Source organism: Streptomyces adelaidensis (genome assembly GCF_016598475.1).
GTDB classification, from domain to species: domain Bacteria; phylum Actinomycetota; class Actinomycetes; order Streptomycetales; family Streptomycetaceae; genus Streptomyces; species Streptomyces adelaidensis.
This window is the reverse complement of record NZ_JAEMUX010000017.1, coordinates 76,455-100,955: the sequence shown is the minus strand read 5'-3', so window position 1 is coordinate 100,955 and position 24,501 is coordinate 76,455. Positions and strand designations below refer to the sequence as shown.

Below are 24,501 nucleotides of genomic sequence, written 5' to 3'. Positions count from 1 at the left end.
CCGCATCCGGGGCGCGGTAGACCGATCTGGGCCGCCCTGAGAGGCGGGTCGGCGTCGGATACGGGGAGTTGGGCATGAGTGTGACGAGTCGGTACAGGGAGGCCTGGGAGGGGTTCTGGCGGGAGGCCCCCGGCGAACCGGGAGCGGTCTTCTGGGACGCCGAGCCCGAACGCACCGCGGCCGTCCATCTCGCCCTGTTCGAGCCGTACTTGACGGCCTGCGAGCTGCCCCTCATCGACCTCGGCTGCGGCAACGGCACCCAGACCCGCTACCTCGCCGACCGCTTCGCGCACGTCGTGGGCGCCGATCTGTCGTCCGCCGCGCTCGACCACGCCCGCCGCGCCGACCCCGACGGCCGGGCCGCCTACCGTCTGCTCGACGCGGCCGACAAGGCCGACACCGACGCCCTGCACGCCGACCTCGGCGACGCCAACGTCTACCTGCGCGGCGTCCTCCACCAGTGCGAGCCCGAAGACCGCCGCCGCCTCGTCGACAACATCGCCACGCTCCTCGGCGAGCGCGGCCGGGCCTGTCTCGTCGAACTCGCCGAGGCCGCCAAGCCCGTACTCATGGGCCTCGCGGCCGGCCCGACCGGTCCCCCGGCCAAGCTCGCACCGGTCTTCCGTCACGGCATCGCACCCGGCGAGGTGAGCGACGACGCGATCCCGGAGTATGTGCGCGCGGCCGGGCTGACCATTCTCACGAGCGGCGATCTTCCGCTGGTCACCACCGACCACACGGCCGACGGGGCCCGGATCGAACTGCCGTCGCGGTGGTACGTGGTGGGCCGTACGGGATAGAGCCCCGCATGTGAGCTGTCCTGGTGCACCTCGGTGGGCCGGGGCGGTGGGAGTTATCCACAGGCATGCCACGCATCTTCACGAGCGCGTACGGTTCGAGGCATGAAGATCCTCATCAGTGCGGACATGGAGGGTGCCACCGGTGTCACGTGGCCGGCCGACGTGCTGCCGGGTACGCCGCAGTGGGAGCGGTGTCGTTCGATGTTCACCTCGGACGTGAACGCCGCCGTGCTCGGGTTCTTCGACGGCGGAGCGGACGAGGTGCTGATCAACGAGGCGCACTGGACGATGCGCAATCTGCTGTTGGAGCAGCTGGACGAGCGCGCGGAGATGCTCACCGGGCGGCACAAGTCGCTGTCGATGGTGGAGGGCGTGCAACACGGGGACGTGGACGGCATCGCGTTCATCGGCTACCACGCGGGCGCGGGGATGGAAGGGGTCCTGGCCCACACGTATCTGGCGAACTCCATCACCGGGGTGTGGGTCGACGACCAGCGGGCCAGTGAAGGGCTGCTGAACTCGCATGTCGTGGCCGAGTACGGGGTACCGGTGGTGCTGGTGACCGGAGACGACGTGGCCTGCGAGGACGCCTTGGGGTATGCGCCCGAGGCGCACAAGGTCGCGGTCAAGGACCATGTGTCGCGGTACGCGGCGGTGTGCCGCACCCCGGCCAGAACGGCCGCCGACATCCGAGCGGCGGCGAAGGCGGCCGTGTCGCTCGCGGTGCGTCATGAACCGGTCAGGGGCGGGCCGTTCACCGTGGCACTGGAGTTCGACGCCGAACACCTGGCGATGGCCGCGACGGTCGTGCCGGGCGTGACCCGTATCGGTGAACGCAAGGTCGCGTACACCAGCCCGACCATGTACGAGGGAATCCGTACCTTCAAGGCGGTCACCACGATCGTCTCGGCCGCGGTGGAGGAGACATATGGCTGAGTCCGCGAAGGCCACCAACACCACGAGCACCACGAGCACCACGAAGCCTGCGGAGTCCTTGCGACAGCAGGCGCTCGACGAGGTCGTCCGTTTCACCTCCGACCTCATCCGCATCGACACCACCAACCGCGGCGGCGGGGACTGCCGGGAGCGGCCCGCCGCCGAGTACGCCGCCGCGCTGCTCGCCGAGGCGGGCCTGGAGCCCACGCTGCTGGAGCGCACCGAGGGCCGTACGAACGTCGTCGCGCGGATCGAGGGCACCGACCCGTCGGCGGACGCGCTGCTCGTCCACGGTCATCTGGACGTGGTGCCCGCGCAGGCCGAGGAGTGGAGCGTGCACCCGTTCTCCGGGGAGATCCGCGACGGCGTGGTCTGGGGCCGGGGCGCCGTCGACATGAAGAACATGGACGCGATGATCCTCGCGGTCGTCCGGCAATGGGCGCGCGAAGGCGTACGGCCCCGCCGGGACGTCGTCGTCGCGTTCACCGCCGACGAGGAGGCCAGCGCCGAGGACGGCTCCGGGTTCCTCGCCGACGAACACCCCGGCCTCTTCGAGGGCTGCACCGAGGGCATCAGCGAGTCGGGGGCGTTCACCTTCCACGACGGCGGCGGCCGGCGGATCTACCCCATCGCGGCGGGGGAGCGCGGCACCGGCTGGCTGAAGCTCACGGCGCACGGCCGGGCCGGGCACGGGTCCAAGGTGAACCGGGCCAACGCGGTGACCCGGCTGGCGACGGCGATCGCCCGGATCGGCGCGCACGAGTGGCCCCTCCGGCTCACCCCGACCGTCCGCGCGTCCCTCACCGAACTCGCGGGGCTGTACGGCGTCGAGGCCGACCTCGACGACCCGCACGACGTCGACCGGCTGCTCGACAAGCTCGGTCCGGCCGCCGCCCTGGTCGAGGCGACCGTGCGCAACAGCGCCAACCCGACCATGCTGGAGGCCGGTTACAAGATCAATGTCATCCCGGGGGAGGCCGTCGCCCATGTGGACGGGCGGTATCTGCCCGGCGGCGAGGACGAGTTCCGGGACACCCTCGACCGGCTCACCGGGCCCGATGTCGAGTGGGAGTTCGAGCACCGCGAGGTCGCCCTCCAGGCGCCGGTGGACTCGGTGACGTACGCGCGGATGCGGGCCGCCGTCGAGGCGTTCGCTCCCGAGGGCCACGTCGTGCCGTTCTGCATGCCGGGCGGCACCGACGCGAAGCAGTTCTCACGGCTCGGCATCACCGGCTACGGCTTCTCGCCGCTGAAGCTCCCCGAGGGTTTCGACTACGCGGCCCTCTTCCACGGGGTCGACGAGCGCGTCCCGGTCGAGGCGCTCCACTTCGGCGTCCGCGTACTCGACCGCTTCCTGCGGACGGCCTGAGAAATGGGACACGGGGGACAGAGGAAAATGGGGGACAAGGTGCAGACTCTGGCGTACGGTTCGTGGCCCTCGCCGATCGACGCGTCGCTCGCGGCCGCGCACGACGGACATCCCGAGTTCGTGGGCTTCGTCGGCGACGAGGCGTGGTGGACCGAGCCGCGGCCCACCGAGGGCGGCCGGCGCACCCTCGTGCGGCGCACGGCCGACGGCACGGAGGAGTCGGTGCTGCCGGCGCCGTGGAACGTACGCAGCCGGGTCATGGAGTACGGCGGCCGGCCCTGGGCCGGCGTCATGCGGGACGACGGCCCCCTCGTGGTCTTCGTGAACTTCGCCGACCAGCGCCTCTACCGCTGCGAGCCGGGCGGTGAGCCCCGCCCGCTCACTCCGGTGTCGTCGGTGGGCGGCGGCCTGCGCTGGGTGGACCCGAGGCCGCACCCGGAGCGGGACGAGGTGTGGTGCGTCCTGGAGGAGTTCACCGGGGACGGACCCACCGACGTACGACGGGTCGTCGCCGCGGTGCCACTGGACGGCTCGGCCGCCGAGGACCGGGACGCCGTACGCGAACTCACCGACGACAGGCACCGGTTCGTCACCGGCCCCAGGCTCTCGCCCGACGGCCGCCGCGCCGCGTGGCTCGCCTGGGACCACCCGCGCATGCCGTGGGACGGCACGGCGCTCGTCGTCGCCGAGGTGACCGAGAAGGGCCTGCTGGGCGAGCCCAGGACCGTCGGGGGCGGCCCGGACGAGTCCGTCGCCCAGGTCGAGTGGGCCGCCGACGGCACCCTCGTGTACTCCAGCGACAGCACCGGCTACTGGAACCTGTACCGCGCGGACCACGACGGCGGCGGGCGCACGGTTCTCTGCGCCCGGGAGGAGGAGTTCGGCGGTCCGCTGTGGAAGATCGGCTCGCGCTGGTTCGCGCTGCTGGCCGGCGGGCTCGTCGCCGTCGTGCACGGGCGGGGCGCCACCGCGCTCGGCATCCTCGACACCGAGACCGGCCAGGTCGTCGACGCGGACGGACCGTGGACCGAGTTCGCCCCGTCGCTGGCCGTGCACGGCAGCCGGGTCATCGGCATCGGCGCCAGCCCCCGCAGCGCGTACGAGGTGGTCGAGCTGGACGCCGCCACCGGTCACGCCCGGGTGATCGGGGCCGCCCACGACGACCCGGTGGACCCCTCCCACTACCCCGAACCCCAGATCCGTACGTTCCTCGGACCCGCGGGACGTGAGATCCACGCGCACATCTACCCGCCCCACCACCCCGGCTGCGTCGCCTTCAGCACCGAGCTGCCGCCGTACGTCATCTGGGCGCACGGCGGACCCACCGGCCGCGCGCCCCTGGTCCTCGACCTGGCGATCGCCTACTTCACCTCGCGCGGCATCGGGGTCGCCGAGGTCAACTACGGGGGGTCCACGGGATACGGGCGGGAGTACCGCAACCGGCTGCGCGAGCAGTGGGGCGTCGTCGATGTCGAGGACTGCGCGGCGGTCGCCCTCGCCCTCGCCGACGAGGGCACCGCCGACCGCACCAGGCTCGCCGTCCGGGGCGGCAGCGCGGGCGGCTGGACCACGGCCGTGTCCCTCACCACGACCGACGTCTACGCCTGCGGAACCATCCTGTACCCGATCCTCGACCTCACGAACTGGGGCTCCGGGGAGACCCACGACTTCGAGTCCCAGTACCTGGAGAGCCTGGTCGGACCGCTGGCCGAGGAACCGATGCGGTACGTGGAGCGGTCGCCCACCGAGCACGCCGACCGCGTCACCGCGCCCTTCCTGCTGCTCCAGGGACTCGACGACGTGATCTGCCCGCCCGCGCAGTGCGAGCGGTTCCTGGCCCGGCTGGAGGGGCGGCGGCTACCGCACGCCTACATCACGTTCGAAGGGGAGGGGCACGGGTTCCGGCGGGCGGAGACGATGGTGCGGGTCCTGGAGGCGGAGCTGTCGCTGTACGCGCAGGTCTTCGGGTTGAATCCTCCAGGAATCCCTACTCTGGAGCTCACCAAGTGACGACACCCCCGCCGACCCGTCCCGTCTCCGCGCCGACCCGGTCCGCCCGCCTCGCCCCCGGCGCCCGCGTGGCCGTCGTCGCCCCCAGCGGACCGGTGCCCGAGGAGCGGCTGAGCGCCGGGCTGGACATCCTGCGCGGCTGGGACCTCGACCCCGTCGTCGCACCCCACGCGCTCGACCGGCACCCCGGGTTCAACTACCTCGCGGGCACGGACGCCGACCGCGCCGCCGACTTCCAGGCCGCCTGGTGCGACCCGTCCGTGACCGCCGTGCTCTGCGCCCGCGGCGGCTACGGGGTGCAGCGCATGGTGGACCTGCTCGACTGGGACGCGATACGGGCGGCGGGCCCCAAGACACTCGTCGGCTTCAGCGACATCACCGCCCTGCACGAGGCGTTCGCCACCCGCGCCGGACTGGTCACCCTGCACGGCCCCATGGCTGCGGGCGTCGACTTCATCAAGAACGCACGGGCCCAGGAACACCTGCGCGCCACCCTCTTCGCCCCCGAGACGGTACGCACGATCAAGGCCGCCGAAGGGAGCACCGCCCTCGTCCCCGGCCGCGCCCGGGGCGTCGTACTCGGCGGCTGCCTCTGCCTCCTCGCCGCCGAACTCGGCAACCCTCACGCCCGCCCCTCCGCCCGAGGCGCCCTCCTCTGCGTCGAGGACGTCGGCGAGGAGACCTATCGCCTCGACCGCTACCTCACGCAGCTCCTCCGCGCCGGATGGCTCGACGGCGTCGCCGGCATCATCCTCGGCTCCTGGGCGCAGTGCGAGCCGTACGACCAGCTCCGGACGCTGATCGTCGACCGTCTCGGCGGCCTCGGCGTGCCGATGGTGGAGGAGTTCGGCTTCGGCCACCGAGAAGGCGCGCTGACCATCCCGTTCGGGGTGACGGCCGAGCTGGACACGGAGGCGGGGACGCTGACGCTGGACGAGCCGGCGCTGGTCTGAGGTCCGGCCGAGCCGGGGTCGGTGGCTCACCCGGAGGCACCTCCCGCCAGGCGCCGGCCGGTCGCGGGCCGCATGCTGGTGGTATGAGCCCGAAGAAGACGGCATCGGACAGCGCCAGGGGGCGTCGGGGCGGCCGGTGGGGTGATGTGGTGACGCCCGCCAGGGTTGTCGTGGGGGTGCTCGCGGTGCTCGGGCTCGTGTTCATCTTCGAGAACACCCGGAACACCAAGATCCGGTTGCTGATTCCCGAGGTCACGATGCCGCTGTGGATGGCGTTGCTGGGGACGGGAGTGATCGGGGCGCTGTGCGGGGTGTATTTCATGAGGCGGCGCGGGTGACGCGGGGGCGGTAGCGAGGGCGGGGTGGGTAACGGGCTGGGGCGGCGGGCGCCGCGGGTCACGGCGTACGGTGTCGAGGTGTCCGAGAACGTCAGCAACCGCTATCTCGCCGAGGGCCCCCGCGTGGGCATACGGCACTTCACCGGGGAAGACGGCTCCGAGTTCACCGCGCGGGCGCGGGAGAGCAAGGATCTGCACCACCCGTGGCTGTTTCCGCCGGCCACACCCGCCGTGTACGCCGCGTACGCGGGTCGGCTCATCGAGGATCCGACGAAGGCCGGGTTCCTGGTGTGCGAGAAGGACGGCGGGGGGATCGCCGGGTTCATCAACATCAACAACATCGTCGAGGGCGGCTTCCTGTGCGGCGCCCTCGGCTACGGGGCCTTCGCGCCCGGCGCCGACCCCGAGGACGAGGGCATGCCGGATCTGCAGGACGGGTCGCCGGAGCAGCAGTGGTCGAACGACCCTCAGCAGCTGCCCGTGGCCGGGGACGAGCCGACGATCGCCGAGGAACGCGACACCACGGTCGACGAGGTGCTCGAACGCGAGTCCCTGGACGAGCGGTTGGCGGACGAGGAGCCGGAGACCGAGCCGTACGTCGAGCCCGGCGCCCCCGAGGCGCAGGCCGCGCTGTTGTACGACGAACCCGAGGAGTCCGCCGGACTGCTCTACGACGAACCCGACCCCGATCTCCCCCGCGACCAGGACGTCTACTCCCAGGAGGGCACGACGAGCGGCCTGTCGGCGGAGGAGGCCGCGGTCCGGATCAGGGACGACGCGTACTTCGACGACGCGTACCTCGACGAGAACATCGGGGACGGCCGGTCGACGTGAGGCTGTTCCGGGGGCCGGGTTCTACTCGGCCGGCCGGCGGTCCGCGTACTCGTAGACCGAGCCGTCGGGGTGGACGGCGATGAGGTTGCGGCCGACGGGGGTGGGGATCGGGCCGGCCAGCACATGGGCGCCCGAGGCCGTGAGGATCTGGTGGGCCTCGTCGACGTCCTTGACCGCGATCGTGGCGGTGACCTTGCGCAGGACCTCCAGCTCCGACTCCGGGCCGCTCATCAGCAGGAAGCAGCCGACGGCGGCGACCTGGACGCCGCCGCGTTCGAAGCGCACAGCGGGGCCGCCCGAGAGTCTCTCGTAGAACGGGACGGCGGCTTCCAGGTCGTCGACGCAGATACGGAGCGTGGTTCCGAGAATCTCCATATGGGCGAGCCTAGTTGGGGACCGGCCGAGAACAGATCGTTTCGGCCGGTTCGCGCGCTGCCGTGCGCCGCGCGCCGCGTTACGCGGGCACCGGCCCGGGTACCCGGACGCCATGAACCGCTTGGATCATCTGGAACATCTGGACAAGCACCTGGTCGACGAGCTGGCGCTGGTGGCCCGGGAGACCGTACGCGACGAACTGCGGCAGCAGACGCGCAAGCAGCGGCGTACGGCCGCGCTGTACGCCGCCTCCGGGGCGGTCGCCCTGTACGCGGGCGCCGCCCTGGCCCTGGCTCTCGGTCTGGCGCTCTCACTCGGGCTGCCCGACTGGGCCGCCGCACTGATCACGGCTGTCGTGCTCGGTGCGGTGGCGTATGTGCTGAGGGGTGCGGCCCGCCCTTCCGCCGCCCGGCCGACGGCCGGGCGGCGGAAGGGGGAGCCGGCCGCGGACCGTGACCGGGTCGTCGGCGGTACGGCGCCCGGGATGCCCCCGGGCGGGATGGGGCCGGCGGGCTACCCGCCGGTGCCGCCCGTCGCGCCCGGCGCCGACACCGGCCCCGAGGCACCGCACCACCCGGACCGGTGAGCCGGTGAGCCGGTGACAGGGCTCGGCCCAGATGATGGGGAGAGAAAACACCATCTGGGCCGAGAACTCATGGGAACTCATCGTCAGCGTGCGCTCTGCCGGAGTTGGGGCAGCACCTTCGTGCGGTAGAAGTCGAAGAAGCCGCGCTGGTCCGGGCCGATCTGGCTGACGTAGACGCGGTCGAAGCCGGCCTTGGCGAAGGCGCTCAGTTCGGCCACGTGTTCGTCGACGTCGTCGCCGCAGACCGTGTTCTCGCCGGCCATCCGCTCGGTGACCAGCGGCTCCAACTGCTCGAAGTGGCTCGGCGTGGGCAGGATCTGGGCCATCTCGCCGGGCAGCAACTGGCTCGGCCAGAGGTGGCGGACCAGACGGACGGCCGCGTCGCGGTTCTGGCCCCAGCAGACCTTCGTGCCGCCGCTGACGAGGCCGCCGCCCCCGCCGCCCTTGCGGTACTGGGTCACCAGTTCCTCGTCGGGCCCCATGGTGATGAAGCCGTCGCCGACACGGGCGGCGAGCGCGGTGGCCTTGGGGCCGAAGCCCGAGATGTCGATGGGGACGGGCGCGTCGGGGACCGTGTAGAGGCGGGCGTTCTCGACCGTGTAGTGGGGGCCGCGATGGGTGACCTCCTCGCCGGTGAACAGGTGCCGCATCACCTGGACCGACTCCTCCAGCATCTCCAGACGGACGTCCGCGGGCGGCCAGCGAGTGCCGAGGACATGCTCGTTGAGCGCCTCGCCCGAGCCGATGCCGAGACGGAACCGGCCGCCCGTCATCACCGCGGAGGTCGCCGCCGCCTGAGCCACGACCGCGGGGTGGATCCGGACGGTCGGGCAGGTCACCGCGGTCTCGATGGGCAGCGACACGGCCTCCGAGAGGGCGCCGATCACCGACCACACGAACGGGCTCTGCCCCTGCGCGTCGTTCCACGGGTGGTAGTGGTCCGAGATCCACAGGCATTCGAATCCGGCCTGCTCGGCCATTCGCGCCTGCTCGACCAGATCGGCGGGACCGAACTCCTCGGTCGCCAGGAAGTAGCCGTATTCGGGCATGGGAGGTACCTCCGCGACATGTGCGGGTCTGTGCGGGTCGGGTCGCGGTCCGAGTACCCGGAGGTCACAGGGGAAACCCACGGACGTTCGGGCGGCGGGTCGGTTTGGGCGCCTTGACCAGGGGGACGCGGAAGGCTCGTACATCACAGGACTTCCACGCCCGAGGACTCCGAGGACTCTGAGGACTCCGTATGCGCGACCCCGCCGGAGGCGAACCGTGAGTCGACCCCGCATCGTGATCGTCGGCGCCGGCTTCGCCGGCTACCGGACGGCCCGCACCCTGGCCCGGCTGACCAGGGACAAGGCCGACATCACCCTGCTCAATCCGACCGACTACTTTCTGTATCTGCCCCTGCTGCCCCAGGTCGCCGCCGGCATCCTGGAACCACGCCGCGTCACCGTCTCCCTCGCCGGCACCCTGCGTCATGTACGCCTGGTGCTCGGGGAGGCCGACGACATCGACCTCGACGCGCGCACCGTGCGCTACTCGGACCCCGAGGGCGGCGTCGGCACGCTCACCTACGACCGGCTGGTGCTCGCCGCCGGCAGCGTCAACAAGCTGCTGCCCATCCCGGGTGTCGCCGAGCACGCCCACGGCTTCCGGGGGCTGCCCGAGGCGCTCTACCTCAGGGACCACGTCACCCGGCAGGTGGAGCTGGCGGCCGGCGGCGAGGACCCCGAGAGCTGCGACGCGCGCTGCACCTTCGTGGTGGTCGGCGCCGGTTACACCGGGACCGAGGTCGCCGTCCACGGCCAGATGTTCACCGACGAACTGGTACGCAAGCAGCCGCTGCGGCAGGGCATGCGGCCCCGCTGGCTGCTGCTCGACATCGCCGACCGGGTACTGCCCGAACTGGACGAGAAGCTGTCGCGCACCGCCGACCGGGTACTGCGGCAGCGGGGTGTCGACGTGCGGATGGGGACCTCCGTGAAGGAGGCGACGTCCACCGGAGTGCTGCTGACCGACGGGGAGTTCGTCGACACGCGCACGCTGGTGTGGTGCGTGGGCATACGGCCCGATCCGCTCGCCGAGTCGCTCGGGCTGCCGATGGAGCGGGGCCGGCTGCTCGTCGAGCCCACGCTGCATGTGCCCGGCCGCCCCGAGGTGTTCGCCTGCGGGGACGCGGCCGCGGTGCCCGATCTGACGAAGCCCGGCCAGTACACGCCGATGACCGCCCAGCACGCCTGGCGGCAGGGGAAGACGGCCGGGCACAATGTCGCCGCCTCGCTCGGCCTCGGCGAGCCCAAGCCCTACCGCCACAGCGACCTGGGCTTCGTGGTGGACCTCGGCGGTGCCAAGGCCGCCGCCAATCCCCTCGGCATACCGCTGTCCGGCCCTGTCGCCGGAGCCGTCACCCGCGGCTACCACCTCGCCGCGATGCCCGGCAACCGCGTCCGCGTCGCCGCCGACTGGCTCCTCGACGCCGTACTGCCGCGCCAGGGCGTCCAGTTGGGGCTCGTACGGTCCTGGGCGGTGCCCTTGGACACGGCCTCACCCGAGCTGGCCCGGATGCCGGGCGGCCCGGAACGGACGGCGGCGCCGGGTGCGCAGCGGACGCCTGATGCGCAGAAGACGCCTGCTGTGCGGAGCACGTCTGCCGCGCAGAGCGCGCCCGGTGCGCCCGAGGAGCCGCAGCCATCGCCGAAGCCCGCCAAGGGTTCGGAAGGAGACTCATGAACAGCCGTCAACTCACCGAGCTGGCCCAGCAGTTGCGGGTCGACAGTGTTCGCTGCGCAGCCGCCGCGGGCTCCGGGCACCCCACGTCGTCCATGTCGGCCGCCGAGCTGATGGCGGTGCTGCTCGCCCGGCACTTCCGCTACGACTTCGACCGCCCCCAGCACCCCGGCAACGACCGCTTCGTGCTGTCCAAGGGCCACGCCTCGCCCCTGCTGTACTCCGCGTACAAGGCGGCCGGCGCGATCAGCGAGACCGAGCTGATGACCTACCGCAAGCTCGGCAGCCGCCTCGAAGGGCACCCGACACCGCGGCGGCTGCCCTGGGTGGAGACGGCCACCGGCTCGCTCGGCCAGGGGCTGCCCGTCGGCGTCGGCATCGCGCTGGCCGGGAAGCGGCTCGACCGCACCGGCAACCGGGTGTGGGTGCTCTGCGGGGACAGCGAACTCGCCGAGGGCTCGGTGTGGGAGGCCGCCGAGCACGCCGCGTACGAGCATCTGGACAACCTCACCGCGATCGTCGACGTCAACCGGCTCGGTCAGCGCGGGCCCACCCGGCACGGACACGACCTGGACGCCTACGCCCGCCGCTTCGCGGCCTTCGGCTGGCACACGGTCGAGATCGACGGGCACGACGTGGACGCCGTGGAGCGCGCGTACGGCGAGGCCGACTCCACCAAGGGCCAGCCCACCGTGATCCTCGCCCGCACCCTCAAGGGCAAGGGTGTCGAGTCGGTCCAGGACCGCGAGGGGCTGCACGGCAAGCCGCTCAAGGACGCCGACGAGGCGATCGAGGAACTCGGCGGCGTCCGCGACCTCCGCGCCGAGGTCAGCCAGCCGCCCGCCGCCCGGATGCTGCACGCCGTACGCGCCGGACACCTGGAACTGCCGCGCTACGACATCGGCGACGAGGTCGCCACCCGGAACGCGTTCGGCTCGGCGCTCGCGGCCCTCGGCACCGCGCGCGGTGACGTCGTCGTCCTGGACGGCGAGGTCGGCGACTCCACGCGCACCGAGTTCTTCGCCAAGGAACACCCCGACCGGTTCTTCGAGTGCTACATCGCCGAACAGCAGCTGGTGGCCGCCTCGGTGGGGCTCGCGGCGCGCGGCTGGGTGCCGTACGCCTCGACGTTCGCGGCGTTCCTCACCCGCGCCCACGACTTCATCCGCATGGCCTCGGTCAGCGGGGCCGGCCTCAATCTCGTCGGCTCGCACGCGGGTGTCTCCATCGGCCAGGACGGGCCCTCGCAGATGGGCCTGGAGGACCTGGCGATGATGCGCTCGGTGCACGGCTCGACCGTGCTGTACCCGTGCGACGCCAACCAGACCGCCAAGCTCGTCGCCGCGATGGCCGGACTCGAAGGCATCCGCTATCTGCGCACGTCCAGGGGCGACAGCCCGGTCATCTACAGCCCGACCGAGGACTTCCCGGTCGGCGGCAGCAAGGTGCTGCGCGCCTCGGACACCGACCGGCTCACGGTCGTCGCGGCCGGGGTCACCGTCCACGAGGCGCTGAAGGCCGCCGAGGCACTGGACGGCGAGGGCATCCAGGTCCGGGTGATCGACCTCTACTCGGTCAAGCCCGTCGACCGCCGCACCCTGCGCGAGGCCGCCGAACGCACCGGCTGCCTCCTCACCGTCGAGGACCACCACGAGGAGGGCGGCCTCGGCGACGCGGTCCTCGACGCCTTCCTCGACGGCCGCCCGGTGCCCCGCCTGGTCCGCCTCGCCGTCCGTACGATGCCGGGCTCGGCCTCCCCCGAGGAGCAGCTGCACGAGGCGGGCATCGACGCGGAGGCGATCGCGGCGGCGGGGCGGTTGCTGGTGGAGCACGCGATCACGCCCTGAACGGCCCGTGGACGGAGAGGAGTTGACCATGGGGGACCCGCACACGCTTCGGGTCGGCCGACGCGGTGTCGAGATCCACCGCCCGGAGAAGGTGCTGTTCCCCGCCGACAGGAAGGGGGGTGGTGGCGGTGGTGGGAGCGGCGGCGGTGGCGGCAAGGAGTACACCAAGGGCGACCTCGTCGCCTACTACCGTGCCGTCGCCCCCTTCATGCTGCCCCATCTGCGCGGGCGCCCGCTGATGCTGGAACGGCACCCCGACGGGATCGACGGGCCCATGTTCATGCAGAAGAACACCCCCGAGCACTACCCGGACTGGATCGAACGCGTCGAGGTGGCCAAGGAGGGCGGCACGGTCCTCCACCCGGTGTGCCAGGACGCCGCCACCCTCGTCTACCTCGCCGACCAGGCCTGCCTCACCCTGCACCGCTGGCTCTCCCGGACCGGCAGTGTCGACCGGCCCGACCGGATGGTTTTCGACCTCGACCCGGCGGTGGACGACTTCGAACAGGTCCGTCGAGCGGCAGGGGACGTAAGGGAGTTGCTCGACGAGTTGAAGCTGCCGTCCGCGCCGATGACCACCGGTTCCAAGGGCGTCCACGTCGTCGTACCGGTCAACGGGCACGACGACTTCGACGCGGTGCGCGACTTCGCCAAGGAGGTCGCCGAGGAACTCGTCCGGGCCCACCCCGACCGGCTCACCACGGCGGCCCGCAAGAAGGAGCGCGGCGACCGGCTCTACCTCGACGTGCAGCGCAACGCCTACGCCCAGACCGCCGTCGCCCCCTTCACCGTACGGGCCCGCCCCGGCGCACCCGTGGCCACGCCCCTCACCTGGGAGCAGTTGCTCGACGACCCGGCCGTGGACGCCCGCCGCTGGACGCCGGCGGACGCCGTCGAACAGGCCCGCACCAACCCCTGGGCGGGAGCGCTCGGCAGGGGCCGCGCCCTGGGGCCGGCGCGGCGGCGACTCGCGGCGCTGCGCGGCTGAGGCGAGCGGCGCAACCGCACCCGCCGCGACATGTTTGGCCAAGGGACGTGGGGCCACTCGGTGATGGCCATGTCGAACACACCCAACGCACCGAAGGCACAAGGTTCACGTAAACCACAAGAAGTATCCGGAACGTCTCAGGACGACGCGACGGACAGCAGGCCCGGCGCCATGGAGGTGCTGCGCCACGCGCGGACCCAGCTCGCGGAGCTGACCGGCATGGCGGCGGAGTCCGTGTCGTCCTTCGAACAGACCGAGGACGGCTGGGTGTTGGAGATCGAGGTCCTGGAAATCGCCAGGGTCCCCGACACGATGAGCCTGCTCGCGAGCTATCAGGTGGAGCTCGCCCCCGACGGCGAACTCACCGGCTATCGGCGCGTCCGCCGTTACGAACGCGGGAGGGCGGACCCACATCGCCCGGGCGGCCACTAGGCCGCTGTCCCGCTCCGACATCCACCGACAAGACGGGCAATACAGACAAGGAGGAACGGCCGGCATGACCGTAGTCCCGGCACAGCAGTCCGGCGGCGGAGGCGGCAGCAGCGGCCTGTACGACGTCCTGGAACTCATCCTCGACCGAGGACTTGTCATCGACGCGTTCGTACGGGTTTCCCTGGTCGGCATCGAGATCCTGAAGATCGATGTCCGGGTCGTCGTCGCCAGCGTCGACACCTATCTGCGCTTCGCCGAGGCGTGCAACCGGCTCGACCTGGAGGCCGGGCCGCGCAAGAGCCCCGGCCTGCCGGACCTCGTCGGTGAGATCACCGAGTCCGGCGCGCGCGGCAAGTCCAAGGGGGCGCTGTCCGGCGCCGCCGAGACGATCTCCGGCGCCTTCCAACAGGCCCGCGGCGAAGGGCAGCGCGACGAGGGCCAGTCCGAGTCGCGGCCCCGGGCGCGCAAGACCACGAGCTCGCGCAAGAGGGAGGAACAGGAGTGAGCACGTACGTCTACGGCATCACCGCGAGCTCACACCCCGCACTCCCCGAGGGCATGGGCGGAGTCGGAGACCCCGCGCGCCCCGTGCGCGTTCTCAAGGAGGGTGAGCTGGCGGCGATCGTCAGCGAGGCCCCCGAGGGGCTGCGCCCCAAGCGCAAGGACCTGCTCGCCCACCAGAACGTACTGAGCGAGGCGGGTGCGGGCGGCGCCCTGCTGCCCATGCGGTTCGGCAGCGTCGCCCCGGACGACACCTCCGTCACCGGGGTGCTGGCCGAACGCGCGGAGCACTATCTGGAGCGGCTCGGTGCCCTCGACGGCAAGGTCGAGTACAACGTCAAGGCCAGCCATGACGAACAGGCCGTGCTGCACCGGGTGATGGGGGAGAACCCCGATCTGCGTGCTCTCGCCGAGGCCAACCGGCAGGCGGGCGGCGGCAGTTACGAGGACCGGCTGCGGCTGGGCGAGATGGTGGTCGCCGCCGTGCAGGCCCGGGAGGCGGAGGACGCGGCGGTGTTGCAGCGGGCGCTCGAGCCGGCCGCGGCGGCCGCCAGTGTGGGCCCCGACTCCACCGGCTGGCTCGCCAATGTGTCGTTCCTCGTGGACCGGCAGTCGGCGGAGGTGTTCCTCGCCGCCGTCGACCAGCTCCGCAAGAGCCATCCGCACATCGAACTGCGCGTGAACGGGCCGCTGCCGCCGTACAGCTTCGTCGAGCCGGGGCCCTCGGAGCCCGCCGAGACGGCGCACTGACGACGCACCCGCACTGACGGCCTTTCGCACAGGGCGCGTACCCGCGGCGCTCTCGGGCCGAGGAGGAAGGAGAGCAGATGGGGCTCATCACCGAGGTGCTGCTGCTGCCGTTCGCACCGGTCCGCGGCAGCCTCTGGACGGTGGGACAAGTGCTCACCGAGGCCGAGCGCCAGTACTACGACCCGGCGGCCGTCCGCGCCGAACTCGCCCGCCTCGAGCAGCGGCTCGAAGCGGGCGAGCTCGATGAGGAGGAGTTCGACCGCCTGGAGGACGAGCTTCTCGACCGGCTGGAGATCAGCGCGCGGAGAAGCACAGGAACCGGCGACGGGACGACACGATGAATCGACTGGGAATGGGCCTCGCCATCGGGGCCGGATACGTCCTCGGACGTACCAAGAAGATGAAGCTGGCGTTCGCGGTCGGCACCATGGTGGCCGGCAAGCGGATGCACCTGAGCCCACGGGCGCTCGCGGACCTGGTGTCACAGCAGCTGCAGAACAACCCGCAGTTCAAGGAGGTCGGGGACCAGCTCCGCGAGGACCTGCGCGGTGTCGGCAAGGCGGCCACCGGGGCGCTGGTCGAGCGGCGGATCGAAGGGCTCGCCGACCGGCTGCACGGGCGCACCTCGCAGGTGCGCGACCAGCTCGCCGCAGTGGCCCCGGAAGATTCGGCCTCCAGGGGCGGCGGGGACGAGAAACGGCGGTCGAGCCACGACGCGCCCGAGGACGAGCCGCGGCCACCGCGCAAGCGGGCGGCGAAGAAGACCGCGGCCGGGACGGCCGAGAAGGCCCCCGCGAAGAAGGCCCCCGCGAAGAAGGCCCCCGCGAAGAAGACGGCCGCCAAGAAGACAGCCCGCAAGGCCACCCGGTCGCGGGCAGTGAAGGGAGGTGGCCGCGATGACTGACACTCTCGGCTCGGCGACCGGCCGTGCCACGCGCGGGGCGGCCGATGGGGCGTCCGGTGGGGTGACGGACCGGGCGAAGGACGCCACGAAGAGCAACCCGCTCACCGAGGTGGCCCACAGCGAGGCCGTCGACCATCTCAAGGAGGAGGCCCGGGAGTATCTGGCCGCCCAGGCCCAGCGGCTCCTCGTCGAGGCCGGACGCAAGCTCGGCGAGGCGACCGTCAAGCTCGACGACATGGCCGCCGGCAACAGCCCAGGCCTCGCGAAGCTCGCCCTCGACGGTGGCCGAAAGCTCGCCGAGGGCAAGGGGCCGCTGCGCACCGCCCTGGAGGTGGGCGCCGGACGGGCCAAGGACAACGTGCTCGGCGCGCTCAAGAACCTCGGCGGCGGCAAGGGGAAGCGCAAGGGCGGCTCGGGCGACAAGCCCACCGTGATCATCGAGTCCATCGACGTCGGGGTGCCGGTGCGCACCGCGTACGACCAGTGGACCCGGTTCCAGAGCTTCAGCACCTTCGCGAAGGGAGTGAAGAGCGCCGGCCGGGCCGACGACACGCACTCCGACTGGCAGCTGAAGGTGTTCTGGTCCAACCGCAGCTGGAAGGCGCACACGACCGAACAGGTGCCCGACGATCGGATCACCTGGACCTCGGAGGGCGCCAAGGGCACCACCAAGGGGGCCGTCTCCTTCCACCGCCTCGCGGACAACCTCACCCGGGTCCTGCTGGTGGTGGAGTACTACCCGAAGGGCCTCTTCGAGAAGACCGGCAACCTCTGGCGTGCCCAGGGCCGCCGGGCCCGGCTCGACCTCAAGAACTTCGCCCGCTTCATCACCCTCAGGGGCGAGGCCGAGGACGGCTGGCGCGGTGAGATCCGCGACGGCGAGGTCGTCGTCAGCCACGAGGACGCCCTCGCGGAGGAGGAACGGGAGCAGCAGCAGGAGGAAGAGCGGGAGCCGGACGAGCCCGAGGAGTACGCCGACGAGGAGGAGGCTCCCGAGGACGAGTACGAGGACGAGGGCGAGTACGAGGAGATCCCCGAGGCCGAGGGCGACGCCGAGGAGGACATCGACGAGGAACCGTACGAGGATGAGGACGAAGAGCGGGCCGCCGTGGGCGGGAGCCGACGATGACATTCCCGAGCCGAGTCCCCGAGCCGTACGGCCAGAACGGGAGCGCCAACCTGGCCGACATCCTGGAGCGGGTGCTCGACAAGGGCGTGGTGATCGCGGGCGACATCCGCATCAACCTGCTCGACATCGAGCTGCTCACCATCAAGCTGCGCCTCATCGTCGCCTCCGTCGACAAGGCCAAGGAGATGGGGATCGACTGGTGGGAGACCGACCCCGCGCTGTCCTCGCACGCCCGCCGGGACGAACTCTCCCGTGAGAACGCCGAGTTGCGCGCCCGGCTGGCCGAGCTGGACGACGGCCGGTACGCCGGGGAGCCGGAGCCGGCCATCGAGCGCGGCCGTGCCAGAGAGGAGCCCTCATGACCGGACTGCGTTATGTGTACGCCGTCTGCCGCCCCTTCGACGCGCCTCTCCAGGCCCAGCTGACCGGGGTGGCGGGCGCACCGCCCCGGCAGCTGCGCCACCACGATTTGATCGCCGTGGTCAGCGAGGTGCCGGAGCGCGACTTCGCGGAGGAGCCGCTCCGCGCCCATCTGGAGGACCTGGACTGGCTCACCGCGACCGCCCGGGCCCACCAGAGCGTGATCGACGCGCTCACCGTCGTCACCACACCCCTGCCGCTCCGGCTCGGCACCGTCTTCCGCGACGACAGCGGCGTACGGGTCATGCTGGAGGACCGCGAGGACGGCTTCCGGCGGACCCTGGACCGGCTGACGGGCCGGGTGGAGTGGGGCGTCAAGGTGTACGCGGAATCCGAGGCCCAGGAGCCGTCCCAGGAGTCCGCGAAGGTGGCCAGCGGGCGGGACTATCTGCGACAGCGGCGCCGGAGCCATCGGGCCCACGAGGAGATGTGGGTGAACGCCGAGAGGTTCGCGCGCCGCCTGCACGAAAGCCTCTCGGAATTCGCGGAGGACACTCGTCTGCACGCGCCCCAGAATTCCGCCCTCTCCGGCGTGCCCGGCCGCAATGTGCTGAACGCGGCCTATTTGGTGCCGCGCGCCCGCTCGGAGGAGTTCGTGGAACTGGTGGACCGTACGAAGAACGAGGAACCGGGACTGCGCGTGGAACTCACGGGTCCGTGGGCGGCGTATTCCTTCAGCGGGGAGGAGAATTCGTGACCGTCGTCGAACGCCGTGAGGTTGCCCTCGTCGACCTCCTGGACCGGCTGCTCGCCGGCGGGGTCGTCATCACGGGCGATCTCACCCTGCGCATCGCGGACGTCGACCTCGTCCGTATCGATCTCAACGCGCTCATCAGCTCGGTGAACGCGCAGGTTCCCTCACCCTGGGGAGGTAGCGAGTGACCAGCCGCAACCGTCTCGAACTGGAGCCCGACACGGTGGAGCGGGACCTGGTCAAACTGGTCCTGACCGTCGTCGAGCTGCTTCGCCAGCTCATGGAACGGCAGGCACTGCGCCGCTTCGACACCGGGGAGCTCTCGGAGGACCAGGAGGAGCGCATCGGGCTCACGCTGATGCTGCTCGACGACCGTATGACCGAGCTGCGCGAGCGCTACGGACTGCGGCCCGAGGACCTGAATCTGGACCTTGGGCCGCTCGGACCATTGCTACCGCGCGAGTGAATTCACCTTCGGCTCACCGTCGGCCGGCTCACCGTCGGCCGGCTCACCGTCGGCGCGGGTGAATTCACCACCTGTACCAGCGGCCCCTTCCTCCGGAGGCGGACGTGCCGCGCACCAGGAATCCGAGGAGCCACAGCACCAGCACGGCCAGTGCGATAAACCAGAGAATCTTCACTGCGAATCCGGCACCGAAGAGAATCAGCACCAGAAGCAGTACCAACAGGATGGGAACCATTATGCGAACCTCCTGATGGTCCGGGTTTCCCGAATTCCTCCGATCAGGCCGCCTTACGGCAGAGAATTTCTCCGTGCAGTACGGCGAACCAGCCGTCCTCCTGCCGGCCCCATTCCCGCCAGGCCGCCGAGATCGCCTCCAGCCGCCCGACCGTCGCCTCGCCGCTCTCCGTCGCCCGTTCGGCGTAGGCGGAGGCGACCGTCCGGTCCGCCCACAGCCCGCTCCACCAGGCCCGCTCGTCCGCCGTGGCGTACGTCCAGGTGGCGGAGGTGGCGGTGATGTCTTCGCCGGTGAACCCGGCCCGCAAGGCCCACGACTTCAGCCGCCGCCCGGCGTCCGGCTCCCCGCCGTTGGCGCGGGCCACCCGGCGGTACAGGTCGAGCCAGTCGTCCATGCCCGGGGATTCGGGGAACCAGGTCATCGCCGCGTAGTCGGAGTCGCGCACGGCGACGAGACCACCCGGTTTCGTGACCCGGCGCATCTCGCGCAGCGCCTGCACGGGATCGCCGACGTGCTGGAGCACCTGGTGGGCGTGGACCACGCAGAAGGTGTCGTCCGGGTAGTCCAGCGCATGGACGTCCGCGACCGCGAAGTCCACGTTGTCCAGGCCGCGTTCGGCGGCCGTGGCCCGGGCCCGGTCCAGGATGCCGGCGGCGTGGTCGACACCCGTGACCCGGCCGTCCGGGACCAGGGCGGCCAGGTCCGCGGTGATGGTGCCCGGACCGCAGCCGATGTCCAGGATCCTCATGTGGGGCTTCAGTGAACCGAGCAGGTAGGCCGCCGAGTTGGCGGCCGTCCGCCAGGTGTGCGAGCGCAGCACCGACTCATGGTGTCCGTGCGTGTAGACGGCGGTCTCCCGTGCCTTCGGCATGGCCGTTCCCCTTCCACGAGGTTCGCGAGGTCGTGTTCGAACCGTACGGGACCGTGTCGAATAATGAGACCGCCGTCTTGAATTGTGGACTGCTCGGGATCGGTCAGCGCAGTGGCAGCGGCCGGTAGACCGTCAGCGCCTCCGGGATCTTCCGCAGCGTCAGATCCCCTTCCACCTCGGTGACTTCGCCGTCGTACGCGAGGAGGGTGCCCGGCGCGATGCCGTCCACCCGGAGCCGTCGAACGCGGACCGCCGCGTGGGCCGGGGTGCGGGTCAGTGGCCCGGCGACGGCCGCGGCGAGCAGCCGCAGGGCCGGGCGGCGGCCGCCGTGCACGACACGGACGTCCAGCAGCCCGTCCGCCAGGTCGAAACGGCGGGCCGGGGCGAGGCCCAGCCGGTGGTAGGTGCCGTTGCCGGCGAAGAGCAGCCAGATCGGGCGCGGCCGGCCCTCGAAGGTGGCCCCGAGCGGATGACGGTCGGAGCGCAGGACTCGCAGCGCTGCGATCACCCCGGCCGGCCAGCCGCCGAGCATCCGCTCCCAGCGCTCGCGTTCGCGCACCAGCTCCGGATAGACGCCCAGGCTGCAGGTGTTGAGGAAGTGGCCTTCCGTTCCGCCGGTCGTGAAGTGCCCCAGATCCACCCGGACGGCCTCGCCCTCGCGCAGGGCGCGGCTCAGATCCCGCGCGTCCTCCACGCCGAGGTCGTGCGCGAAGTGGTTGAGCGTGCCGCCGGGGAGCACGGCGAGGGGCAGGCCGTGGCGCAGGGCCACCTCGGCGGCCGCGTTCACCGTGCCGTCGCCGCCGCACACGCCGAGCACCCGGGCGCGGGCGGCCGCCTTCTCCAACTCGGCCGTCACGTCCTCCGGTTCGCACTCCACGGTCTCGGCGGCGGGCAGCGCGTCCCGCAGCGCGCGCACCCGGTCCGAGGTGGCCGCGGCCCGGTTGGCGACCACGACCAGCCCGTCCCCGTCCGGCAGCGCGGGCGCGTCCACGTACGGGCGGCCGGGCGGCGGCAGCTGGTCACGGGTCGGCATGATGCCCCGTACGGCGTAGGCGGCGCCCACACCCAGGGCGGCGCCCACCAGGACGTCGCTCGGGAAGTGCGCGCCCGTGTACACCCGGGACAGCGCCACCGCGCCCGCCAGCGGCGCGACCGCCGCGCCCCAGCCGCGCGACTCCAGGGCGACGCCGGCCGCGAACGCGGCGGCGGAGGCGGAGTGCCCCGACGGGAACGACGTGGTGATCGGCTGGCGCTTCAGCTGGCGCATCAGCGGGACGTTGTCCAGGACCGGGCGGGGGCGGCGCACCGAGCGCTTGCCCAGCGTGTTGATCGTCGCCGAGGCCAGCGCGAGCGAGGCCACGCCCCGGGCGGCGGCCCTGCGGGCCCTCGGACTGCGGGTCGCGGTGAGCGCCGCCGCCGTGGCGAACCACAGCACACCGTGGTTCGCGGCGCGGCTCAGCTTCGGCAGCAAGGGGTGGGCGCCCGGCCAGTCACGGGTCGCCACCGCGTTGAACAGGCGGCTGTCCGCGGCGAGGAAACGGTCCCGGAGGATGTGGTGGCCCGGCGGGCGGACGGTGAGGTCGACGTCTGCGGTCATGGGTCCACGGGTACCCCATGGCGGGGGGTTCGTGTCGGGCGGGGTGGGGGTCGGCGCCGCGCGGGTGGATTTCGCCCACCGGCGCCCAGCGGGAGCGGGCGATGGAAATGGATTTGCCCGCCGCTTCCCCGGCCTCGGACAATGCGCCCCATGGGACATCTCGAAGCCGCGCATCTGGAGTACTACCTGCCGGACGGGAGGGCGCTGCTCGGCGATGTGTCGTTTCGGGTGGGGGAGGGGGCCGTGGTGGCCCTCGTCGGGCCGAACGGGGCCGGCAAGACGACCCTGCTGCGGCTGATCTCCGGGGAGCTGAAGCCGCACGGAGGCTCGGTGACCGTCACCGGCGGGCTCGGGGTGATGCGGCAGTTCGTGGGGTCGGTGCGGGACGAGACGACCGTACGGGACCTGCTGGTGTCGGTGGCGCAGCCGAGGATCCGGGAGGCGGCCCGGGCGGTCGACGTCGCCGAACACGCGATCATGACCGTGGACGACGAGGCGGCCCAGCTGAAGTACGCGCAGGCCGTCTCCGACTGGGCCGAGGTACGCGGCTACGAGGCGGAGACCCTGTGGGACATCTGCACCGTGGCCGCGCTCGGGGTGCCGTACGAGAAGGCGCAGTGGCGGCAGGTGCGGACGCTGTCCGGCGGTGAGCAGAAGCGGCTCGTGCTCGAGGCGCTGCTGCGCGGCACCGATCAGGTGCTGCTGCTCGACGAGCCGGACAACTACCTCGACGTACCCGGCAAGCGCTGGCTGGAGGAGCGGCTCAAGGAGACCCGCAAGACGGTGCTCTTCGTGTCGCACGACCGGGAGCTGCTGGCCCGCGCCGCCGAGAAGATCGTCAGTGTGGAGCCGGGCCCGGCGGGCGCCGACGCCTGGGTGCACGGCGCCGGCTTCGCCACGTACCACGAGGCGCGCGGCCGGCGGTTCGAGCGCTTCGAGGAAATGCGCAGGCGCTGGGAGGAGAAGCACGCCCAGTTGAAGAAGCTGGTGCTGAACCTCCGCCAGGCCGCCGAGAACAGCCCCGACATGGCCTCCCGCTATCGCGCCGCCCAGACCCGGCTGCGCAAGTACGAGGAGGTGGGGCCGCCGCCGGAGCCGCCGCGCGAGCAGGACATCACCATGCGGCTCAAGGGCGGCCGTACCGGTGTGCGGGCCGTCACCTGCGCCGGACTCGAACTCACCGGCCTGATGAAACCCTTCGACCTGGAGGTCTTCTACGGCGAACGGGTCGCCGTCCTCGGCTCCAACGGCTCCGGCAAGTCCCACTTCCTGCGTCTGCTCGCCGGCGGCGACGTGGCCCACACGGGCCTGTGGAAACTCGGCGCCAGGGTCGTGCCGGGGCACTTCGCGCAGACGCACGCCCACCCGGAGCTTGAGGGGCGCACGCTGCTCGACATCCTGTGGAAGGAGCACGCCCAGGACCGGGGCGCCGCCATGTCCCGGCTGCGCCGCTACGAGCTGACCCAGCAGGCCGAGCAGTCCTTCGACCGGCTCTCCGGCGGCCAGCAGGCCCGCTTCCAGATCCTGCTCCTGGAGTTGCAGGGCGTCACGGCCCTCCTCCTCGACGAGCCCACCGACAACCTCGACCTGGAGTCGGCGGAGGCATTGCAGGAAGGCCTCGAAGCCTTCGAGGGGACCGTCCTCGCCGTCACCCACGACCGCTGGTTCGCTCGTTCGTTCGACCGCTTTCTCGTCTTCGGCTCCGACGGCCGCGTACGGGAGACGGCGGAGCCGGTGTGGGACGAGCGGCGGGTGGAGCGGGCGCGGTAGGCCCTACGCGGAGGCCCGGGGCCGCGGATGTTCGTAGAGTGGACTGAGAACGCGGAATCCATGGCTCCCTCCCGGATGCCGCCCGGGACTGTGTGCTCCCGAGCGGGTACTCGGGCCGCACACAGGAACACGACGAGTGGGGCAGCACATGACCGGAGTCGAACCGGGTCGCTTGGACGACCAGCAGCTCATGAAGGAGCTGGAGACCATTCACCGCACGCGGCACGACACGCTGCTGCATGGATCGAACGACGCCCTGCGCGCCCACAACCTGCGCATGGCGCAACTGGAGGGCGAGTACCTGCGCCGCCACCCACGCCGCCCGGTCGTGGCCGGGCGCACACGCGAGGGGGCCCGCGGCCGGGGGCCCGAGACGCCATGATCGACACCGACGCGCTGCTCACCCTGCATGGCCGGGCCGTCGACCTGTTCGGCGAGCGGGTGCACGCGGTGCGCGGCGACCAGTGGGACGCGGGCACGCCCTGCGCCGAGTGGTCGGTGCGTGACCTCGTCAACCATCTCGTGTCCGAGCAGCTGTGGGTGCCGTCGCTGGTGCGGGACGCCTGCATGATCGAGGAGGTCGGCGACACGTTCGAGGGGGATCTGCTGGGGACGGACCCCGCCGCCTCCTGGGACACGGCGGCCCACTCCGCGCGCGAGGCGTTCGCGGGGCCCGGTGCGCTCGAACGTACGGTTCATCTGTCGTACGGCGACACTCCGGCGACCGCGTACTGCGCCCAGATGGTCGCCGATCTCGTCGTCCACGCGTGGGATCTGTCGCGGGCGATCGGGGCGGACGAGCGGCTGCCGCAGGAGCTGGTGTCGTTCGCCGCGGATGAGGTCGCGCCGTATGCGGAGGAGCTGGAGAAGAGCGGGTTGTTCGGGGCGCCGGTGGAGCCGCCGGCGGGCGCTGACGCGCAGACCAGGCTGTTGTGCCTGCTCGGGCGGCGGCCCTAGAGAGCCGTTCGGCAC

General features: G+C 71.8%; 29 protein-coding genes and 1 pseudogene. 25 read left to right on the top strand and 5 right to left on the bottom strand.

All coding sequences use genetic code 11. The features are described from left to right. The first annotated feature begins 74 nt into the window (after positions 1-74). The 8 genes and pseudogenes from I8N67_RS12925 to I8N67_RS44590 all read left to right on the top strand — a co-directional run bounded on the left by I8N67_RS12925 (position 75) and on the right by I8N67_RS44590 (position 7,240). Complete coding sequence (locus tag I8N67_RS12925; RefSeq protein WP_200303141.1) at positions 75-800, top strand: class I SAM-dependent methyltransferase; 726 nt, start codon at positions 75-77, stop codon at positions 798-800. Positions 801-902: 102 nt separating this feature from the next. Further along, positions 903-1,736: a M55 family metallopeptidase gene (locus I8N67_RS12920; protein WP_200303139.1), complete on the top strand. Its 834-nt coding sequence runs from the start codon at positions 903-905 to the stop codon at positions 1,734-1,736. After that, positions 1,729-3,105, top strand: coding sequence for a M20/M25/M40 family metallo-hydrolase (locus I8N67_RS12915; protein ID WP_234045581.1), 1,377 nt, complete (start codon positions 1,729-1,731; stop codon positions 3,103-3,105). Before I8N67_RS12920 ends, I8N67_RS12915 begins: the two co-directional genes overlap by 8 nt. 27 nt (positions 3,106-3,132) lie before the next feature. Further along, positions 3,133-5,115, top strand: a complete 1,983-nt coding sequence (locus I8N67_RS12910) for a dipeptidyl-peptidase 5 (RefSeq protein ID WP_200303137.1) — start codon at positions 3,133-3,135, stop codon at positions 5,113-5,115. After that, positions 5,112-6,068 (top strand): S66 peptidase family protein, encoded by a 957-nt coding sequence (locus I8N67_RS12905; protein WP_307835221.1) that lies wholly within the window; start codon positions 5,112-5,114, stop codon positions 6,066-6,068. Before I8N67_RS12910 ends, I8N67_RS12905 begins: the two co-directional genes overlap by 4 nt. An 83-nt stretch (positions 6,069-6,151) precedes the next feature. Beyond that, positions 6,152-6,406 carry a LapA family protein gene (locus tag I8N67_RS12900; RefSeq protein ID WP_200303135.1) on the top strand — a complete coding sequence of 85 codons (255 nt, stop codon included), beginning with the start codon at positions 6,152-6,154 and terminating at the stop codon, positions 6,404-6,406. Between the two features lie 78 nt (positions 6,407-6,484). Further along, a pseudogene (locus tag I8N67_RS12895) lies at positions 6,485-6,805 on the top strand (GNAT family N-acetyltransferase); the annotation flags it as partial. A gap of 18 nt (positions 6,806-6,823) precedes the next feature. Next, positions 6,824-7,240 carry a DUF5709 domain-containing protein gene (locus tag I8N67_RS44590; protein WP_200303181.1) on the top strand — a complete coding sequence of 139 codons (417 nt, stop codon included), beginning with the start codon at positions 6,824-6,826 and terminating at the stop codon, positions 7,238-7,240. A 21-nt stretch (positions 7,241-7,261) separates the two neighbouring features. Here I8N67_RS44590 and I8N67_RS12885 read toward each other — a convergent pair whose 3' ends face one another. Beyond that, on the bottom strand, positions 7,262-7,615 hold the full coding sequence (locus I8N67_RS12885; protein WP_200303133.1) for a VOC family protein: 354 nt from the start codon (positions 7,613-7,615) through the stop codon (positions 7,262-7,264). A gap of 112 nt (positions 7,616-7,727) precedes the next feature. On the opposite strand from I8N67_RS12885, the gene I8N67_RS12880 reads away from it, so the two are divergent. Then, positions 7,728-8,201, top strand: a complete 474-nt coding sequence (locus I8N67_RS12880) for a phage holin family protein (RefSeq protein ID WP_200303131.1) — start codon at positions 7,728-7,730, stop codon at positions 8,199-8,201. Between the two features lie 83 nt (positions 8,202-8,284). On the opposite strand, the gene I8N67_RS12875 is transcribed toward I8N67_RS12880, so the two are convergent. Then, a complete protein-coding gene (locus I8N67_RS12875; protein WP_200303130.1) occupies positions 8,285-9,250 on the bottom strand; it encodes a TIGR03557 family F420-dependent LLM class oxidoreductase in 966 nt (321 codons plus the stop codon). A gap of 217 nt (positions 9,251-9,467) precedes the next feature. On the opposite strand from I8N67_RS12875, the gene I8N67_RS12870 reads away from it, so the two are divergent. From I8N67_RS12870 to I8N67_RS12810, 13 genes are all read left to right on the top strand, one after another. Further along, a complete protein-coding gene (locus I8N67_RS12870) occupies positions 9,468-10,928 on the top strand; it encodes an NAD(P)/FAD-dependent oxidoreductase (protein ID WP_200303129.1) in 1,461 nt (486 codons plus the stop codon). Next, complete coding sequence (locus I8N67_RS12865) at positions 10,925-12,772, top strand: transketolase (RefSeq protein WP_200303128.1); 1,848 nt, start codon at positions 10,925-10,927, stop codon at positions 12,770-12,772. The genes I8N67_RS12870 and I8N67_RS12865 overlap by 4 nt, the downstream gene beginning before the upstream one ends. 28 nt (positions 12,773-12,800) lie before the next feature. Continuing rightward, positions 12,801-13,760, top strand: coding sequence for a non-homologous end-joining DNA ligase (gene ligD, locus I8N67_RS12860; RefSeq protein ID WP_200303127.1), 960 nt, complete (start codon positions 12,801-12,803; stop codon positions 13,758-13,760). Between the two features lie 69 nt (positions 13,761-13,829). Further along, complete coding sequence (locus I8N67_RS12855; protein WP_200303126.1) at positions 13,830-14,192, top strand: gas vesicle protein GvpO; 363 nt, start codon at positions 13,830-13,832, stop codon at positions 14,190-14,192. Positions 14,193-14,256: 64 nt separating this feature from the next. Next, positions 14,257-14,697, top strand: coding sequence for a gas vesicle structural protein GvpA (locus I8N67_RS12850; protein ID WP_200303125.1), 441 nt, complete (start codon positions 14,257-14,259; stop codon positions 14,695-14,697). Then, positions 14,694-15,443, top strand: a complete 750-nt coding sequence (locus I8N67_RS12845) for a GvpL/GvpF family gas vesicle protein (protein ID WP_200303124.1) — start codon at positions 14,694-14,696, stop codon at positions 15,441-15,443. Before I8N67_RS12850 ends, I8N67_RS12845 begins: the two co-directional genes overlap by 4 nt. A 77-nt stretch (positions 15,444-15,520) precedes the next feature. Next, the gene (locus I8N67_RS12840) at positions 15,521-15,784 is read left to right on the top strand and encodes a gas vesicle protein GvpG (RefSeq protein ID WP_200303122.1); all 264 of its coding nucleotides are present in this window, start codon (positions 15,521-15,523) and stop codon (positions 15,782-15,784) included. Further along, positions 15,781-16,347, top strand: a complete 567-nt coding sequence (locus I8N67_RS12835) for a DNA primase (RefSeq protein ID WP_200303120.1) — start codon at positions 15,781-15,783, stop codon at positions 16,345-16,347. Before I8N67_RS12840 ends, I8N67_RS12835 begins: the two co-directional genes overlap by 4 nt. Next, positions 16,340-17,476, top strand: coding sequence for an SRPBCC family protein (locus I8N67_RS12830; RefSeq protein ID WP_200303118.1), 1,137 nt, complete (start codon positions 16,340-16,342; stop codon positions 17,474-17,476). Before I8N67_RS12835 ends, I8N67_RS12830 begins: the two co-directional genes overlap by 8 nt. Further along, the gene (locus tag I8N67_RS12825) at positions 17,473-17,838 is read left to right on the top strand and encodes a gas vesicle protein (protein ID WP_200303117.1); all 366 of its coding nucleotides are present in this window, start codon (positions 17,473-17,475) and stop codon (positions 17,836-17,838) included. Before I8N67_RS12830 ends, I8N67_RS12825 begins: the two co-directional genes overlap by 4 nt. Next, the gene (locus I8N67_RS12820) at positions 17,835-18,593 is read left to right on the top strand and encodes a GvpL/GvpF family gas vesicle protein (RefSeq protein WP_200303115.1); all 759 of its coding nucleotides are present in this window, start codon (positions 17,835-17,837) and stop codon (positions 18,591-18,593) included. The genes I8N67_RS12825 and I8N67_RS12820 overlap by 4 nt, the downstream gene beginning before the upstream one ends. Further along, positions 18,590-18,778, top strand: a complete 189-nt coding sequence (locus I8N67_RS12815) for a gas vesicle protein (RefSeq protein WP_200303114.1) — start codon at positions 18,590-18,592, stop codon at positions 18,776-18,778. Before I8N67_RS12820 ends, I8N67_RS12815 begins: the two co-directional genes overlap by 4 nt. Further along, entirely contained in the window at positions 18,775-19,056 is a 282-nt protein-coding gene (locus tag I8N67_RS12810; RefSeq protein ID WP_200303113.1) for a gas vesicle protein K, read from the top strand. The genes I8N67_RS12815 and I8N67_RS12810 overlap by 4 nt, the downstream gene beginning before the upstream one ends. A 64-nt stretch (positions 19,057-19,120) precedes the next feature. Here I8N67_RS12810 and I8N67_RS12805 read toward each other — a convergent pair whose 3' ends face one another. The 3 genes from I8N67_RS12805 to I8N67_RS12795 form a co-directional block, all read right to left on the bottom strand. After that, positions 19,121-19,291 (bottom strand): hydrophobic protein, encoded by a 171-nt coding sequence (locus tag I8N67_RS12805; RefSeq protein WP_200303112.1) that lies wholly within the window; start codon positions 19,289-19,291, stop codon positions 19,121-19,123. 43 nt (positions 19,292-19,334) lie between these two features. Then, positions 19,335-20,162, bottom strand: coding sequence for a class I SAM-dependent methyltransferase (locus I8N67_RS12800; RefSeq protein WP_200303111.1), 828 nt, complete (start codon positions 20,160-20,162; stop codon positions 19,335-19,337). Positions 20,163-20,265: 103 nt separating this feature from the next. Further along, positions 20,266-21,759 (bottom strand): bifunctional phosphatase PAP2/diacylglycerol kinase family protein, encoded by a 1,494-nt coding sequence (locus I8N67_RS12795; protein ID WP_200303110.1) that lies wholly within the window; start codon positions 21,757-21,759, stop codon positions 20,266-20,268. A 150-nt stretch (positions 21,760-21,909) separates the two neighbouring features. Here I8N67_RS12795 and I8N67_RS12790 point away from each other — a divergent pair, with 150 nt between their 5' ends. The 3 genes from I8N67_RS12790 to I8N67_RS12780 all read left to right on the top strand — a co-directional run bounded on the left by I8N67_RS12790 (position 21,910) and on the right by I8N67_RS12780 (position 24,486). After that, positions 21,910-23,529: an ABC-F family ATP-binding cassette domain-containing protein gene (locus tag I8N67_RS12790; protein ID WP_200303108.1), complete on the top strand. Its 1,620-nt coding sequence runs from the start codon at positions 21,910-21,912 to the stop codon at positions 23,527-23,529. A gap of 148 nt (positions 23,530-23,677) precedes the next feature. Further along, complete coding sequence (locus I8N67_RS12785) at positions 23,678-23,911, top strand: DUF6158 family protein (RefSeq protein ID WP_200303106.1); 234 nt, start codon at positions 23,678-23,680, stop codon at positions 23,909-23,911. Then, positions 23,908-24,486, top strand: coding sequence for a TIGR03086 family metal-binding protein (locus I8N67_RS12780; protein WP_200303104.1), 579 nt, complete (start codon positions 23,908-23,910; stop codon positions 24,484-24,486). The genes I8N67_RS12785 and I8N67_RS12780 overlap by 4 nt, the downstream gene beginning before the upstream one ends. Positions 24,487-24,501 lie beyond the last annotated feature (15 nt).